Here is a 15,024-nt window from a genome sequence, read left to right on the forward strand (position 1 = left end):
GCGTGCGCACGAAAGGAAGCGGCGGCGGGCCCGGGCCCGCCGCCGCTTCCGCAATCGCTCCGGGCCCTTCGACCCGCCCCGCCCGCTACTGGGCGCCGGGGCGGACCAGGCCGCTCTCGTACGCGTACACCGCGGCCTGCACCCGGTCGCGCAGCCCCAGCTTCGTCAGCACGTGGCCCACGTGCGTCTTGACCGTGGTCTCGCTGACGAACAGGTCCGCGGCGATCTCCGCGTTCGACAGGCCGCGCGCCACCAGCTTCAACACCTCGACCTCGCGCTCGGTCAGCGTGTGCAGGGTGTCCGGCACCGGCTCGTCGCCGGACGGCAGATGCCCCGCGTACTTGTCGAGGAGCCGACGGGTGATGCTGGGGGCCAACATCGCCTCGCCCGCCGCGACCACCCGGATCGCCTGCACCAACTCGTTCGCCGGGGCGTCCTTCAGGAGGAAGCCGCTCGCTCCGGCGCGCAACGCCTCCACCACGTACTCGTCGAGATCGAACGTCGTCAGCACCAGCACCTTCGCCGGACCGTCCCGGCCGGGGCCGGTGATCTGCCGGGTCGCCTCCACCCCGTCCATCCGCGGCATGCGGATGTCCATCAGCACCACGTCGGGCTGGAGCGCCCGGACCTGGTCGAGCGCCTGGAGGCCGTCGCCGGCTTCACCGACGACCGCGATGTCCTGCTCCGCTTCCAGAATCATCCGGAAGCCGGTGCGCAGCAACGGCTGGTCGTCGACCAGCAGGACGCGGATAGCCACAGGAACTCCTCACATTGGGTCAGGGTCCATTCTGCCCTGACCACTGTCGGCCGACGCCGCCGGGGAAACGCTGAGCGGATAGACCGGGGGAGTTCCGCCGAATTCGGGGCAGAACGCCTGGTGGTCGCACCAGCCGCACAGCTTCGTGGGCCGCGGACGCCACTCGCCCGACTCCGTCGCCAGCCGGATCGCCTCCCACAGCGCCAGCAGCTTGCGCTCCACCCGCTCCAGGTCGCTCGGCACCGGGTCGTACGTCACCACGTCGCCGCTGCCGAGGTAGACCAGCTGGAGCCGGCGCGGCACCACCTTCTTCAGCCGCCAGATCACCAGCGCGTAGAACTTCATCTGGAACAGCGCGCCCTCGCTGTACTCGGGGCGGGGGGCCTTGCCGGTCTTGTAGTCGACGATGCGGACCTCGCCCGTCGGCGCCACGTCCACCCGGTCGATCACCCCGCGCAGCCGCAGCCCCGAATCCAGTTCCGCCTCGACGAACATCTCCCGCTCGGCCGGCTCCAGCCGCGTGGGGTCCTCCAGCGAGAACCAGCGCTCCACCAGCGCCTCCGCCTCGCCCAACCACCGGGCCAGCCGATCGCCCCCCTCGTCCTCGGCGAACAGCTCGCCGAGCTCGGGGCGACCCTTGAGGAGACGGTCCCACTGCCCCGGCACCAGCGACTTCGCCCGCGGCGGCGTGCGCTCGACCGCCGGTGCGTCGAACAGGCGCTCAAGCACCGCGTGCACCAGCGTGCCCCGGGTGGCGGCCTCGCTCGGCTTCTCCGGCAGCCTGTCGATCACCCGGAACCGGTACAACAGAGGGCACTGCATGAAATCGCTCGCCCGTGACGGCGACAACGACATCGGCACAGCACCCGCCCCCTTCGCCCTGCCGACCTGTTCACTCGTCCTCATGACGCAGACCCTACGGCCCGCCACTGACAGCGAGCGCAATACCATCGACGTCAGAGGAGACAGCACTGCATGATCGAAGGACCGACCGCCCTCCCGAACCCCCTGCGACCTCGCGACGAAGGGACCCCGTGAACGAGGACCACTCCAGCAGCGAGCGCTCACGCGCGTCATCGTCCGCGGGCGGCACGCCCCCGGACGACGACAAGAAGCGACGGCGCCCCGACGGCCCCGGAGGAGGCATCCTGATGGGCCGCCCCTTCGGCGTGCCCGTGTACGTCGCACCCAGCTGGTTCCTCGTCGCCGCGCTGATCACCTGGGTCTTCGGCGGCCAGCTCAACCGCGTGCTCCCGGAACTCGGCGGACTGAGCTATCTCGTCTCCCTCTTCTTCGCGGTCGCCTTCTACGCCTCCGTCCTCGTCCACGAACTGGCCCACACCGTCGTCGCCCTCCGCTACAAGCTGCCGGTGCGCCGCATCCAGCTCCAGTTCTTCGGCGGCGTATCGGAGATCGAGAAGGAGTCCGAGACCCCCGGCCGCGAATTCGTCCTCGCGTTCGTCGGCCCGCTGCTCTCCCTGGTCCTCGCCGGCGTCTTCTACCTGGGCATGCAGGCCGTGGAGCCCGGCACGGTCCCCGGCGTGCTGCTCGCCGGACTGATGATCTCCAACCTCATCGTGGCGATCTTCAACCTGCTGCCCGGCCTCCCGCTGGACGGCGGTCGCATGCTGCGCGCCGTCGTGTGGAAGATCACCGGCAAGCCGATGAGCGGCACCGTCGCCGCCGCCTGGGTCGGCCGGGCGCTCGCCGTCGCCGTCCTCATCGGCCTCCCGCTGCTCACCCACACCGGCGCCCTCGGCAACCCCAGCCAGGAGATCGGCGGCACCGAGACCGTCACGGACGCCCTGCTCGCCGCGATCCTCGCCGCCATCATCTGGACCGGCGCCGGCAACAGCCTGCGCATGGCCCGACTGCGCGAACACCTCCCCGAACTCGCCGCCCGCACCCTCACCCGCCGCGCGGTGCCCGTGGAGTCCGACACCCCGCTCTCCGAGGCGCTGCGCCGCGCCAACGAAGCCGGCGCGCGCGCCCTGGTCATCGTCGACGGCCAGGGCAACCCGACGGCGCTCGTGCGGGAGACCGCGATCGTCGGGATCCCCGAGCACCGCCGCCCCTGGGTCGCGGTCAGCGGTCTGGCACAGGACCTCACGGACGGCATGCGCGTGCCCGCCGACCTCGCGGGCGAACCCCTCCTCGACCGCCTCCGGGCGAACCCGGCGACGGAGTACCTCGTCGTCGAGGACAGCGGCGAGATCTACGGCGTGCTGTCCACCGCCGACGTCGAACGCGCCTTCGTCGCCGCGATGGCCCGCTGACCCGCGCCCGGGCCCGGCCCGGCCGCGCCGGCGGTGGTCATCGACGGGGTGCGCGGGCCGGTAGGCTGGTCACATGTCCGAACCGACCGGTGCCGCCCGCCGACGCGGGCCCTTCAAGGTCGGGGACCAGGTCCAGCTCACCGACCCCAAGGGTCGCCACTACACCTTCACGCTCGAAGCCGGGAAGAACTTCCACACCCACAAGGGGTCCTTCCCGCACGACGAGCTGATCGGCGCTCCCGAGGGCAGTGTTGTCCGTACCACGGGGAACGTCGCCTACCTCGCGCTGCGCCCCCTGCTCCCCGACTACGTCCTGTCCATGCCCCGCGGCGCCGCCGTGGTCTACCCCAAGGACGCGGGTCAGATCCTGGCCTTCGCCGACATCTTCCCCGGCGCGCGCGTCGTCGAGGCGGGGGTGGGCTCCGGCTCGCTCAGCGCCTTCCTGCTGCGCGCCATCGGCGACCACGGCATGCTGCACTCCTACGAGCGCCGCCAGGACTTCGCGGATATCGCCCAGCAGAACGTGGAGCGCTACTTCGGCGGACCGCACCCCGCCTGGGAGCTCACCGTCGGCGACCTCCAGGACAACCTCTCGGACACGGACGTGGACCGGGTCATCCTGGACATGCTGGCGCCGTGGGAGTGCCTGGACGTGGCGTCCAAGGCGCTGGTGCCCGGCGGCATCCTGTGCTGCTACGTGGCGACGACCACCCAGCTCGCGCGCACCGTCGAGGCCATCCGCGAGATCGGCTGCTTCGCCGAGCCGCAGCCGTGGGAGTCGATGATCCGCAACTGGCACGTCGAGGGCCTGGCCGTCCGCCCCGACCACCGGATGATCGGCCACACCGGCTTCCTGGTCACCGCCCGCCGCCTCGCGGACGGGGTGGAGCCGCCGATGCGCCGCCGCCGACCGGCCAAGGGCGCCTACGGCGAGGACTACGTCGGATGGGGCGGCGACAGCAAGGACGCCCAGGGCAAGGGCTGACGCAGCGCTCCGTCGGACGACGGCCGGCCCGCGGGCCGGCACGAAGCCACCGACAACGAAACGGCGCCGCGCGCGAGTTCCCCACCGGAAACGGGAACTCACGCGCGGCGCCGTCGCATTGGCACCCGCGTTCGGCCCCGCTGTTCCGAGCACCTGTGACGTGTGGCACGATGCAAGCCTCCCCGCACACCGCCTCCACAGGAGACTTCCCGCGTGCAGCCCTCCGCAGTCCCGGACCTCGCGCACACCCGGACCCGGCCGGTCCACTGGCTCGCCACCGCCGCCGCGATGGCCGGCGTGATGGCCCTCGCGGGACTGTTCCAGCCCGACGGCGCCACCGCCAACCAACCGGACCGCCGGGCGACCACGGCCGCGCCCGACCCCGCGGACGTACGACTGCCCCTGGAGTGCCCCGGGACCGCCGCCGTCGTGACGGGCAAGGCGATCGGAGACCTGGACGGCGACGGCGGGCAGGAGACCGTCGTCACGGCCCGCTGCGACGCGGGCTCGGGCAGCCCGCCCGGTGGGATCTACGTGCTGAACCGGGCGGACGACGACCGGCCGAGGGTCGTCGCCACGCTGCTGACGCCCAAGGACGGGGCCGGCGTCAGCGATCTCGCCGTGCGCGACGGCGCGGTGCGCGCCACCCTGCTCGGCTACTCGTCACCGTCCGTGCCGGCCTGCTGCCCCGACAAGGAGGAGCAGGTCTCGTGGAAGTGGCGGGGCGGGGTGTTCGTACGGACCGTGCAGGGGGAGTCGGACACCGCCGCGATGTGAGACGGCCGTCCGCGGACCGGCGTTCACAGCGGGGAGTGACCGAATCGTTACTCAGCGTCGGGGCCGTAAACTTCGACGCCGTCCGCGGCCCGGCGAACGTGGATGCAGTCGCCCGGGCACTCCTTCGCGGAGTCCACCACGTCGCGCAGCAACGGCAGCGGCACCGGGGTCGTCGCACCCGGCTCCTGCAGCAGCTCGTCGTCGGCGCTCTTCACGTACGCGAGACCGTCGATGTCCAGCTCGAACACGTCCGGCGCGTACTGGGCGCAGATCCCGTCACCGGTGCACAGGTCCTGGTCGATCCAGACCTCCAGCGCCTCGGTGGCGTCCGGCGACGGGGCCTCGTGCTGCACGGTCATGTCTCCTGCCGTTCCTGCGTCGGATGAAGCGTCCGGTGCGCACCGCGAAGCAATTCGCGCCAGCCCTGACGGGTGTTGAACACCTCGACGATAACAACCGACCGCTTTCGGATGGTGCTGGGTGGGTATCCCCCTGGCGTGAGGGAGAGCGCAAGGGTGAAGATCGGACACGCCCCGACCGTCTTTGTGATCTAGGGGTTTCAATCACCACCCGCCCAGGTAGGGTCAGGAAGCGTCCAGCTCCCCTTGGAGGAGGTGAGGACCGTGGCAGCCCACGACGACGACATCAACCGCGGCATCCGGCCCGGGCGGGGGTCTGAGGACCCAGCCGGCCAGGTCGCCTATCTGGAGCAGGAGATCGCCGTCCTGCGCCGCAAGCTCGCCGACTCTCCGCGACACACGAGGATTCTCGAAGAGCGGATCGTCGAGCTGCAGACCAACCTGGCCGGCGTGTCCGCTCAGAACGAGCGACTCGCCAACACGCTCCGTGAGGCCCGGGACCAGATCGTGGCCCTCAAGGAGGAGGTCGACCGGCTCGCGCAGCCGCCGGCCGGCTTCGGGGTCTTCCTGACCGCGAACGAGGACGGGACCTGCGACATCTTCACCGGGGGTCGCAAGCTCCGGGTGAACGTCAGCCCCAGCATCGAACTCGACGAGCTGCGGCGCGGCCAGGAGGTCATGCTCAACGAAGCGCTCAACGTGGTCGAGGCCATGGCCTTCGAACGCGCCGGGGACATCGTCACCCTCAAGGAAGTCCTGGAGGACGGCGAGCGGGCCCTGGTGGTCGGGCACACCGACGAGGAGCGGGTGGTGCGGCTCGCCGAGCCGCTGCTGGACGCCACCATCCGCCCCGGCGACGCCCTGCTGCTGGAGCCGCGCTCGGGCTACGTCTACGAGGTCGTCCCGAAGAGCGAGGTCGAAGAACTCGTCCTCGAAGAGGTCCCGGACGTCGACTACGACCGGATCGGCGGCCTCGGCGGCCAGATCGAGATGATCCGCGACGCCGTCGAGCTCCCGTACCTCCACCCCGACCTCTTTAAGGAGCACGAACTCCGGCCGCCGAAGGGCATCCTGCTCTACGGTCCGCCCGGCTGCGGCAAGACACTGATCGCCAAGGCGGTCGCCAACTCCCTTGCCAAGAAGGTCGCCGAGGTCACCGGGCAGCCCGCGGGGAAGAGCTACTTCCTCAACATCAAGGGCCCCGAGCTGCTCAACAAGTACGTCGGCGAGACCGAGCGGCACATCCGGTTGGTCTTCCAGCGGGCCCGGGAGAAGGCGTCGGAGGGCACGCCCGTCATCGTCTTCTTCGACGAGATGGAGTCCCTCTTCCGCACCCGCGGCTCCGGCGTCAGCTCGGACGTGGAGAACACCATCGTCCCGCAGCTCCTCGCCGAGATCGACGGCGTCGAGGGCCTGGAGAACGTGATCGTGATCGGCGCCTCCAACCGCGAGGACATGATCGACCCCGCGATCCTGCGCCCCGGCCGACTCGACGTGAAGATCAAGATCGAGCGCCCGGACGCCGAGGCGGCGAAGGACATCTTCGCGAAGTACCTCACCGCGACGCTCCCGCTGCACGCCGACGACGTCTCGGAGCACCGGGGCTCCAAGGCGGCGGCGGCCCAGGCGATGATCCAGTCCGTCGTCGAGCAGATGTACGCGGAATCCGAGGAGAACCGCTTCCTGGAGGTCACGTACGCCAACGGCGACAAGGAAGTCCTGTACTTCAAGGACTTCAATTCCGGCGCGATGATCCAGAACATCGTCGACCGGGCGAAGAAGATGGCCATCAAGGCATTCCTCGACCACAACCAAAAGGGTCTGCGAGTCGCCCACCTCCTCCAGGCGTGTGTGGACGAGTTCAAGGAGAACGAGGACCTGCCGAACACCACCAACCCGGACGACTGGGCCCGGATCTCCGGAAAGAAGGGCGAACGGATCGTGTTCATCCGTACCCTTGTCACCGGAAAGCAGGGCGCCGACACCGGACGCTCCATCGACACGGTGGCGAACACCGGTCAGTACCTCTAAATGGACACACCGGCTGCGGATGCCCCGGCCGGGCATCCGCAGCCGGTTTCTTTCCCCAGCGGGCCATAACCAGCCCATAACCAGCAATGACGAAAACGATCTCCCCACCAGCGCAGAGGCGTTCTAGGCTCTGCGGTACCGCCGAGTCGCGCAGTGCGGGGTCGGGCACCGCGTGCGCACCGGAGCACCAGCGGTACTTGAGCGCCGTTCCCGAACGGGAGCGCCGCCGGGCAAGGAGGGCCGCATGACCGTACGGCGAGTAATGGGCATCGAGACGGAGTACGGGATCTCCGTTCCGGGACACCCGAACGCCAATGCCATGCTCACCTCGTCCCAGATCGTCAACGCGTACGCGGCGGCGATGCACCGGGCGCGCCGCGCCCGCTGGGACTTCGAGGAGGAGAATCCGCTGCGGGACGCCCGCGGCTTCGACCTCGCCCGTGAGGCCGCCGATTCCAGCCAGCTCACGGACGAGGACATCGGCCTGGCGAACGTGATCCTCACCAACGGTGCCCGGCTCTACGTCGACCACGCCCACCCCGAGTACAGCTCGCCCGAGGTCACCAACCCGAGGGACGCCGTGCTGTGGGACAAGGCCGGCGAGCGGATCATGCTCCAGGCGGCCGAGCGGGCCGCCCAGCTGCCCGGCGCGCAGCCCATCCACCTGTACAAGAACAACACCGACAACAAGGGCGCCTCCTACGGCACCCACGAGAACTACCTGATGAAGAGGGAGACCCCGTTCTCGGACATCGTGCGGCACCTGACGCCGTTCTTCGTCTGCCGTCAGGTGGTCACCGGCGCGGGACGCGTCGGAATCGGCCAGGACGGGCACGAGCACGGGTTCCAGATCAGCCAGCGGGCCGACTACTTCGAGGTCGAGGTGGGGCTGGAGACCACCCTGAAGCGCCCGATCATCAACACCCGCGACGAGCCGCACTCGGACGCGGAGAAGTACCGCCGACTGCACGTGATCATCGGGGACGCCAACCTCTCCGAGATCTCGACCTATCTGAAGCTGGGCACCACGGCCCTGGTGCTCTCCATGATCGAGGACGGCTTCATCGCGGTCGACCTGGCGGTCGAGCAGCCCGTGCGCACCCTCCACCAGATCTCGCACGACCCGGACCTCAAACGGCTGATCACGCTCCGTAGCGGGCGCACGCTCACCGCGGTACAGCTCCAGATGGAGTACTACGAGCTGGCGCGCAAGTACGTGGAGGAGCGCTTCGGCGTGGACGCGGACGAGCAGACCAAGGACGTCCTGGCGCGTTGGGAGGACACCCTCAACCGGCTGGAGCACGACCCGATGAGCCTGGCCGGGGAGCTGGACTGGGTCGCGAAGAAGGAGCTGATGGAGGGGTACCGCCGGCGGGACGGCCTCGACTGGGACGCCGCCCGGCTGCACCTGGTGGACCTCCAGTACGCCGACGTACGGCCCGACAAGGGCCTGTACAACCGTCTGGTGGCCCGCGGCAAGATGAAGCGGCTGCTGGACGAGGACGAGGTCGTACGGGCCGGGACGAAGCCCCCCGAGGACACCCGGGCCTACTTCCGCGGCCGGTGCCTGGAGCAGTACGCCGACGACGTGGCCGCGGCCTCCTGGGACTCGGTGATCTTCGACCTCCCCGGGCGGGACTCCCTCCAGCGGGTGCCGACCCTGGAGCCGCTGCGCGGCACGCGCAACCACGTCAAGGAACTCCTGGACCGCTGCCGCACGGCGGAGGACCTGGTCCGGGTGCTCTCCGGCGGCTAAAAGACCTCCGCCCGGGAATCATCTCCGAAAGCCTTCGGGATCACCACGGTGACCCCGGGCGTTGGGACAAGTGCAGGGCCGTTGTCGGACGCTCCTTGTAATGTCTGGGTAGCGTCTGATCTTGACCGGACGACATTTCTTGACCGGACGACATTGACCGGACGACTCACGTCAGGGCTAACCGAGCGGGGTGAGGGACATGGCGACCAAGGACACCGGCGGCGGACAGCAGAAGGCCACGCGTTCCACCGAGGAGGTCGAGGAGCAGGCGCAGGACGCGCAGGCATCCGAGGACCTCAAGGAGCGTCAGGAGAAGCTGTCCGACGACGTGGACTCCGTACTGGACGAGATCGACGACGTCCTGGAGGAGAACGCGGAGGACTTCGTGCGCTCCTTCGTACAGAAGGGCGGAGAGTAGCTCCCCCTGACCCGGCGGGGGCCCGCGGCCCCCGGGGGATTCCACCGGCAGTTCGTCCCGGTGCCGCCGCCCACTGCGGGGCACCGGGGCGGATGACCGGTCACGGCGCGGGTAAGGTCCGTGCACAGTTCGTAAGATCGGCCCGCGCTTCGGTGTCGGGCCGCCGCCTACCCGGAAGGAAACGCGTGGAAGCCAATCCTCGTAACACCGGGCGTCTGCCGGCAGCCTTCCTGACGCCCGGCTCGTCCTCGTTCCTGGACTTCCTCGGCGAGCACGCCCCGGAGCTGTTGCCCGGCAAGCGTGCCGTGCCCGTGGTCCAAGGCTCCTTCGAGGCCCCGCACGGCACGACGATCGTCGCGGTCACCTTCCCCGGCGGAGTGGTGCTCGCCGGTGACCGGCGGGCCACGATGGGCAACATGATCGCCCAGCGCGACATCGAGAAGGTGTTCCCCGCGGACGAGTACTCGGCCGTGGGCATCGCGGGCACCGCGGGCCTCGCGGTGGAGATGGTGAAGCTCTTCCAGCTGGAGCTGGAGCACTTCGAGAAGGTGGAGGGCGCCCAGCTCTCCCTGGAGGGCAAGGCCAATCGGCTCTCGACCATGATCCGGGGCAATCTCGGCATGGCCATGCAGGGCTTGGCGGTCGTTCCGCTCTTCGCGGGGTACGACGTCGACCGCGGGAAGGGCCGGATCTTCTCGTACGACGTCACGGGCGGTCGCTCCGAGGAGCAGGGGTTCGCGGCCACCGGGTCCGGTTCGGTCTTCGCCCGCGGCTCCCTGAAGAAGCTCTACCGGGACGACCTGACCGAGGAGCAGGTCGTCACCCTGGTCATCCAGGCGCTGTACGACGCCGCCGACGACGACTCGGCGACCGGCGGGCCCGACGTGGCGCGCCGGATCTACCCGCTCGTCACGGTCATCACCGACGAGGGCGTCCGCCGGCTCACGGAGGAGGAGTCCTCCGAGGTCGCCCGCTCCGTGGTGGAGCGCCGACTCGACCAGCCCGACGGCCCGCGCGCCGCGCTCCTGTGACGCCTTCGCCACTGACAGTCCAATGACAGAAAGGGACGGATAGCCGGTGACGACGCCGTTCTATGTCTCGCCCGCCCAGGCCATGCAGGACCGGGCCGAGTACGCCCGGAAGGGCATCGCCCGTGGACGCAGCCTCGTTGTGCTGCAGTACGCCGACGGCATCGTCTTCGTCGGCGAGAACCCGTCCCGTGCCCTGCACAAGTTCAGCGAGATCTACGACCGCATCGGGTTCGCCGCGGCCGGCAAGTACAACGAGTACGAGAACCTCCGCATCGGCGGCGTGCGCTACGCCGACCTGCGGGGCTACACCTACGACCGGGACGACGTGACCGCGCGGGGCCTGGCGAACGTCTACGCCCAGACGCTCGGCACGATCTTCTCCAGCCAGGCCGAGAAGCCCTACGAGGTCGAACTGGTCGTCGCCGAGGTCGGGTCGACCGCCGACGGCGACCAGATCTACCGGCTGCCGCACGACGGGTCGATCGTGGACGAGCACGGCTCGGTCGCGGTCGGCGGCAACGCCGAGCAGATCAGCACCTTCCTGGACCAGCGCCACCGCGACGGGATGTCCCTGGCGGAGGCGCTGAAGCTGGCCGTGCAGGCGCTGTCGAGCCAGACCAACGGCAACGAGCGCGAGATTCCGGCGGAGCGGCTGGAGGTGGCGGTCCTGGACCGCACCAGGCCGCAGAAGCGGAAGTTCAAGCGCATCGTGGGCAGTCAGCTCGCCCGGCTGCTGGAGGCGTCGGACGACGCCCCGTCGGCAGCGGCGGGCGAGCCGGCGGACGACGCCGACGAGGACGCCGGGGAGAAGTAGCGGGCCCCGCAGGGAGGCCGGGCCACACCGCGTACGAGGGGCGCCCCCGGGTCGGACACACGTCCGGCCCGGGGGCGCCCCTCGTCGTTCCCCACGTCGGGGCAGGTGCTCACGACAGCGACCAGTGGTGGAAACCGCGGGGGCCGTCGGTGAGCCAGCTGCCGTCGCCGAGCGGCGTCACCCGTCCCACCGGCACCGGATAGCGCAGCCGCCCCACGGGCCGCAGCGTGGCCGCGTCGCACAGCCAGTGCCTCGGCGCCCCCGCCCCCGCCTGCGCCCGCGCCCCCGCCCCGGGGCGGGGGCGGGCGGTCACCAGGACGTGCTCGCCGTCCAGCAGGTGGGCGTCCTCGAACACCTCGTCGCTGCCCTCCCGGACGTCCACGGGGCCCACGGGGCGACCGGCGAGCGCGGCCAGGTCGTACACGGCGACCGGCTCGTCGGCGCTGATGTCGTGCGCGGCGAGTTCGTCGCGGTCGTCCTCCGGGGCGAGGAGTTCGGCGCGGCGCAGCGTCAGGGCGCGCGCCGAGCCCGCCACGAAGCCGATCACCTCCCGCATCCGCGTACCGCCGCGGATGTGCAGCCCGTCGCGCCGGGGCTCGATCCACCAGGTCGACCAGCTGTACCAGGCGGTCCAGCAGGACAGCGCGAGGAGCGAGCCGTCGGGGTGCCAGCGCTGGGTGACGACCGAGGCGCGGCTGTTGACGGGGCGGGCGGCCCGGATCCGACCGGTCGCGGCGTCCAGGAGCAGCAGCACGTCCCGCCCGTAGCGGGTGCCTTCTCCGTCGTGGCGCACCCGGGTGCCGTTGCTCTTCGGCTCCGCGAGCGCCGGCACGACCACGCTGACCAGGGTGCCGTCCGGGCTGACGGCCGGTGCGTCGGGCGCCTGCGGATGGGGCGGGCCGCCCTGCCACGTCGGGTGCGGCACCTCCCAGCGCACGCTTCCGGTGCGGTCGAGGGCCCGTACGCAGGTGGGCCCGGCGAGGACGGCGCCGTCGCCCAACGGGGCGCCGTCCGCGCCCGGCGGCACGTCGACGGCGCACCGCGGCGCGGCGCCGCCGCGCAGGAAGGCGCCCGTGTCGTACACCTCCAGCCGGCCCGCGTGCCGCACGGCCAGCCGCGCTCCGACGACCACGGCCGCCGAACCCGGCGCCGCGTCCACCGTCCCGACCAGGACGGCGTCGATCGGTGCCTCCGCCGGACTCGTCATGATCGTGATCGTGACACGGCTCCGGACGCCCTCTCAAGGGTTGCAGGGGGTCCGCAACGTCACCGTAGGAAACGTCCTCACGAACGGTGCGGGGGAGCGGTGGAGGAGCGGGCGACCAACCGGACGGGCAGGTCGTCGGTGGCGGGCGCGCGGCCGTCGAGGACCGCGAGGAGCGCCGACATGGCCCGCTCCCCGACGCGTTCGGCGGGGAGGTTGACCGTGGTCAACTCCGGCTCCAGCGCGCTGGCGAGGGCCAGGTCGTCGAAGCCGGTGACGGAGACGTGCTCGGGGACGCGCAGCCCGAGGCGGCGCACCGCCTTGCAGGCGCCCGCGGCCAGCGCGTCCCCGTCGCACACGATCGCGGTGGGCGCGGGGCCCGGCCCGGCGAGCGCGGCCAGGGCGGCCTCGCGCGCGCTGTGCACGTCCAGCAGGCTGCGCACGGTCCGCAAGGTCGTGCCGGGCACGGCGTCCAGGGCCCCGCCCAGGGACCGGGCCCGGACGTCGAAGGTCCAGGACTCCACCGCGGACGCCACGTGCAGGAACCGGCGGTGGCCCAGGCGCAGCAGGTGGTCGGCGATCTGGCGCATGCCGTCGGCGATGTCCAGGTTCACGTACGCCGCCGCCCCCCGGTCGGCCGGGTCGCTGTCGATCATCACCAGCGGCAGTGCGGCGCCCCGGAGCCGGGAGAGGGAGCGGGTCGCCATGGAGGAGGCGATGATCCCGTCGAGTGCGGCGCTGGCCGAGGCGAAGGGGTCCTTGGCGGGGGCCGCGACGTCGGGGGAGGGATAGACGACCACGCCGAAGCCGTGGTCCGCGGCCACCGACGCCGCGCCCGTGTAGACGTGGGCGAAGAACTCGTTCGTGAGCGCGGGCACCACCAGCAGCGCGGTCCTGGTGCGGCCCAGCCGCAGGCTGCGGGCCGCGAGGTTGGGGCGGTAGCCGATCTCCCGCGCCGCGACGCGCACCGTCCGGGCGGTCTTCTCCGAGACCCGGCCGCGCCACTTGTCGCCGAGGACGAGGGAGACCGTCGCCTGGGACACCCCGGCGACCCGGGCCACGTCCCGACTCGTGGGCCGCGGCCCGTCCCCGTCGAAGCGGCGCGCCCCGCCCGTGCCGGTCGGGGAGTGACCCTGTGCCATCGCTGCCGTCCTCGTCACCCGTCGCCGCCCGCACGGGTCGGGACCCATCGGAGGGCGGCGCGGTGGACCGGTGGGTGGGGACATGGTACGTATGACGCCGGACGTTATACGTAAAACCTCGGGTGCTACCGAGCGAAAGGGGCGGGACATGGCCACAGGAGGCACCGGAGGCGACGGGGGCGCGCCGGCCGTCGGTTATGCCGACGTGCTCAGGGCGCCGTTCGCGGCGCGCCTGCTCACCGGCACGCTCGTGGGGCGGCTGCCGCACGTCACCGGTCCCGTGGCCATCGTGCTGTTCACCCGGGCCGAGGGCGGCAGCTACAGCCTGGCCGGCGGACTCGCCGCGGCGTACGGACTCGCCACCGCCGTCGGTCAGCCGCTGTTGGGCCGGGCCGTGGACCTCAAGGGGCAGCCGCGCGTCCAACTGCCCGCGGCCGTGGTGTCCGCGCTCGGGATGGTGCTGCTGGCCTTCGCCGGGATCGGGACGCTGCCCGTCGCGTACGCGGCCGTCGTCGTGGCCGGCCTCTTCACCCCGCCCCTGGAGGGCGGACTGCGGGCCCTGTGGCCGAGCGTGCTGGGGCGCGAAGCACTGGTGCACCGGGCGTACGCCCTGGACGCGATCGCCCAAGAGGTCATGTTCACCGTCGGCCCGCTCCTGATCACGGTGGTCGTCGCCATCGGCTCCGAGGCAGCGGCGCTGCTGGTGATCAACGTGCTGGGCATCCTCGGCGCGCTCGCCGTCGTGGCGTCCGAGCCGTCCCGCACCTGGCGCTCCGCGCCCCGGGAGGCCCATTGGCTCGGCGCCCTGCGCTCGCCCGCGCTGCTGGTGGTCTTCGCGGCGTTCCTCTTCGTCGGGATCGCGCTCGGTTCGATCACCGTCGCCGGGGTGGCGTACGCCGAGGACCACGGCCGGGACGCGATCTACGGCTGGCTGCTGGCCGCCCTGAGCTTCGGCGCCCTGGTCGGCGGCGCGGTGTACGGCGCCCGGCAGTGGGCCGGCGCACCCGAGCCGCGGTTGCAGGTGATCGTCGCGGGGCTGACCCTCGGCTACCTGCCGCTCGCACTCACCCCGGGCGTGGTCCCGATGCTGCTGCTGGCCACCGTCTCCGGGCTGTGCCTGGCGCCCGCCCTCGCCTGCTCCTTCATCGTCATCGACCGCCACGCGCCCCGGGGCACCGTCACCGAGGCGTTCTCCTGGCTGGTGACCACCTTCGGCGCCGGCGCGGCCGTCGGCACCGCGGTGACGGGGCCGGTCGTCGAGGGCGCCGGGACCTCCTGGGGGTTCGTCGTGCCCGGCGCGGCGGGGTTCGCCGCCCTGCTCGCACTGACGGTCGGCCGCCGGCCCCTGGTGCGACCCCGGCGCGGCGAGGACGTCGCCGCCCGAAAAACGGGCCCCGTCGTCGAACGTGTCGAAATTGATCGCAACGGTGCGCCCGAACCCGGTTTCAGCTCCGGGCGTGAGGCGTAATGTTCA

The 15,024-nt window shown here is 71.4% G+C and carries 14 protein-coding genes; 9 read left to right on the forward strand and 5 right to left on the reverse strand.

Annotation, left to right across the window (positions count from 1 at the left end):
• Window positions 1–85: 85 nt before the first annotated feature.
• Entirely contained in the window at window positions 86–757 is a 672-nt protein-coding gene (locus tag ABZ842_RS11640; RefSeq protein ID WP_016639462.1) for a response regulator transcription factor, read from the reverse strand.
• Window positions 758–766: 9 nt separating this feature from the next.
• Entirely contained in the window at window positions 767–1,663 is an 897-nt protein-coding gene (locus tag ABZ842_RS11645; RefSeq protein ID WP_361535623.1) for a RecB family exonuclease, read from the reverse strand.
• A 128-nt stretch (window positions 1,664–1,791) separates the two neighbouring features.
• Between ABZ842_RS11645 and ABZ842_RS11650 the strand changes: the two genes are divergently transcribed.
• The 3 genes from ABZ842_RS11650 to ABZ842_RS11660 all read left to right on the forward strand — a co-directional run bounded on the left by ABZ842_RS11650 (window position 1,792) and on the right by ABZ842_RS11660 (window position 4,795).
• On the forward strand, window positions 1,792–3,033 hold the full coding sequence (locus ABZ842_RS11650; protein WP_361535626.1) for a site-2 protease family protein: 1,242 nt from the start codon (window positions 1,792–1,794) through the stop codon (window positions 3,031–3,033).
• Between the two features lie 73 nt (window positions 3,034–3,106).
• Window positions 3,107–4,018, forward strand: coding sequence for a tRNA (adenine-N1)-methyltransferase (locus tag ABZ842_RS11655; RefSeq protein WP_361535629.1), 912 nt, complete (start codon window positions 3,107–3,109; stop codon window positions 4,016–4,018).
• 213 nt (window positions 4,019–4,231) lie between these two features.
• Window positions 4,232–4,795 carry a hypothetical protein gene (locus tag ABZ842_RS11660; protein WP_361535632.1) on the forward strand — a complete coding sequence of 188 codons (564 nt, stop codon included), beginning with the start codon at window positions 4,232–4,234 and terminating at the stop codon, window positions 4,793–4,795.
• 47 nt (window positions 4,796–4,842) lie between these two features.
• Here the strand turns inward: ABZ842_RS11660 and ABZ842_RS11665 are convergent, their stop codons facing one another.
• The gene (locus ABZ842_RS11665) at window positions 4,843–5,154 is read right to left on the reverse strand and encodes a ferredoxin (RefSeq protein WP_361535635.1); all 312 of its coding nucleotides are present in this window, start codon (window positions 5,152–5,154) and stop codon (window positions 4,843–4,845) included.
• Window positions 5,155–5,418: 264 nt separating this feature from the next.
• On the opposite strand from ABZ842_RS11665, the gene arc reads away from it, so the two are divergent.
• The 5 genes from arc to prcA all read left to right on the forward strand — a co-directional run bounded on the left by arc (window position 5,419) and on the right by prcA (window position 11,204).
• A complete protein-coding gene (gene arc / locus ABZ842_RS11670; RefSeq protein WP_361535638.1) occupies window positions 5,419–7,185 on the forward strand; it encodes a proteasome ATPase in 1,767 nt (588 codons plus the stop codon).
• A gap of 244 nt (window positions 7,186–7,429) precedes the next feature.
• The gene (dop, locus tag ABZ842_RS11675; RefSeq protein WP_361535641.1) at window positions 7,430–8,941 is read left to right on the forward strand and encodes a depupylase/deamidase Dop; all 1,512 of its coding nucleotides are present in this window, start codon (window positions 7,430–7,432) and stop codon (window positions 8,939–8,941) included.
• Between the two features lie 199 nt (window positions 8,942–9,140).
• Entirely contained in the window at window positions 9,141–9,359 is a 219-nt protein-coding gene (locus ABZ842_RS11680) for a ubiquitin-like protein Pup (protein WP_011027899.1), read from the forward strand.
• 185 nt (window positions 9,360–9,544) lie between these two features.
• Window positions 9,545–10,390, forward strand: coding sequence for a proteasome subunit beta (gene prcB, locus ABZ842_RS11685; protein ID WP_361535645.1), 846 nt, complete (start codon window positions 9,545–9,547; stop codon window positions 10,388–10,390).
• 46 nt (window positions 10,391–10,436) lie between these two features.
• Window positions 10,437–11,204, forward strand: coding sequence for a proteasome subunit alpha (gene prcA / locus ABZ842_RS11690; RefSeq protein WP_361535648.1), 768 nt, complete (start codon window positions 10,437–10,439; stop codon window positions 11,202–11,204).
• 109 nt (window positions 11,205–11,313) lie between these two features.
• On the opposite strand, the gene ABZ842_RS11695 is transcribed toward prcA, so the two are convergent.
• The gene (locus tag ABZ842_RS11695; RefSeq protein WP_361535651.1) at window positions 11,314–12,411 is read right to left on the reverse strand and encodes a hypothetical protein; all 1,098 of its coding nucleotides are present in this window, start codon (window positions 12,409–12,411) and stop codon (window positions 11,314–11,316) included.
• A gap of 77 nt (window positions 12,412–12,488) precedes the next feature.
• On the reverse strand, window positions 12,489–13,550 hold the full coding sequence (locus tag ABZ842_RS11700) for a LacI family DNA-binding transcriptional regulator (RefSeq protein ID WP_361535654.1): 1,062 nt from the start codon (window positions 13,548–13,550) through the stop codon (window positions 12,489–12,491).
• A 148-nt stretch (window positions 13,551–13,698) separates the two neighbouring features.
• Here ABZ842_RS11700 and ABZ842_RS11705 point away from each other — a divergent pair, with 148 nt between their 5' ends.
• Complete coding sequence (locus ABZ842_RS11705; RefSeq protein WP_361535657.1) at window positions 13,699–15,018, forward strand: MFS transporter; 1,320 nt, start codon at window positions 13,699–13,701, stop codon at window positions 15,016–15,018.
• Window positions 15,019–15,024: the final 6 nt, after the last annotated feature.

It is taken from the genome of Streptomyces sp. NPDC047315 (assembly GCF_040643215.1).
GTDB lineage: Bacteria > Actinomycetota > Actinomycetes > Streptomycetales > Streptomycetaceae > Streptomyces.

Coding starts and splice junctions, on each gene's coding strand:
- ABZ842_RS11645 (WP_361535623.1), bottom strand. CDS start 1,663: ATGAGGACGAGTGAACAGGTCGGCAGGGCGAAGGGGGCGGGTGCTGTG.
- ABZ842_RS11700 (WP_361535654.1), bottom strand. CDS start 13,550: ATGGCACAGGGTCACTCCCCGACCGGCACGGGCGGGGCGCGCCGCTTC.
- dop (WP_361535641.1), top strand. CDS start 7,430: ATGACCGTACGGCGAGTAATGGGCATCGAGACGGAGTACGGGATCTCC.
- ABZ842_RS11655 (WP_361535629.1), top strand. CDS start 3,107: ATGTCCGAACCGACCGGTGCCGCCCGCCGACGCGGGCCCTTCAAGGTC.
- ABZ842_RS11680 (WP_011027899.1), top strand. CDS start 9,141: ATGGCGACCAAGGACACCGGCGGCGGACAGCAGAAGGCCACGCGTTCC.
- ABZ842_RS11705 (WP_361535657.1), top strand. CDS start 13,699: ATGGCCACAGGAGGCACCGGAGGCGACGGGGGCGCGCCGGCCGTCGGT.
- ABZ842_RS11695 (WP_361535651.1), bottom strand. CDS start 12,411: ATGACGAGTCCGGCGGAGGCACCGATCGACGCCGTCCTGGTCGGGACG.
- ABZ842_RS11665 (WP_361535635.1), bottom strand. CDS start 5,154: ATGACCGTGCAGCACGAGGCCCCGTCGCCGGACGCCACCGAGGCGCTG.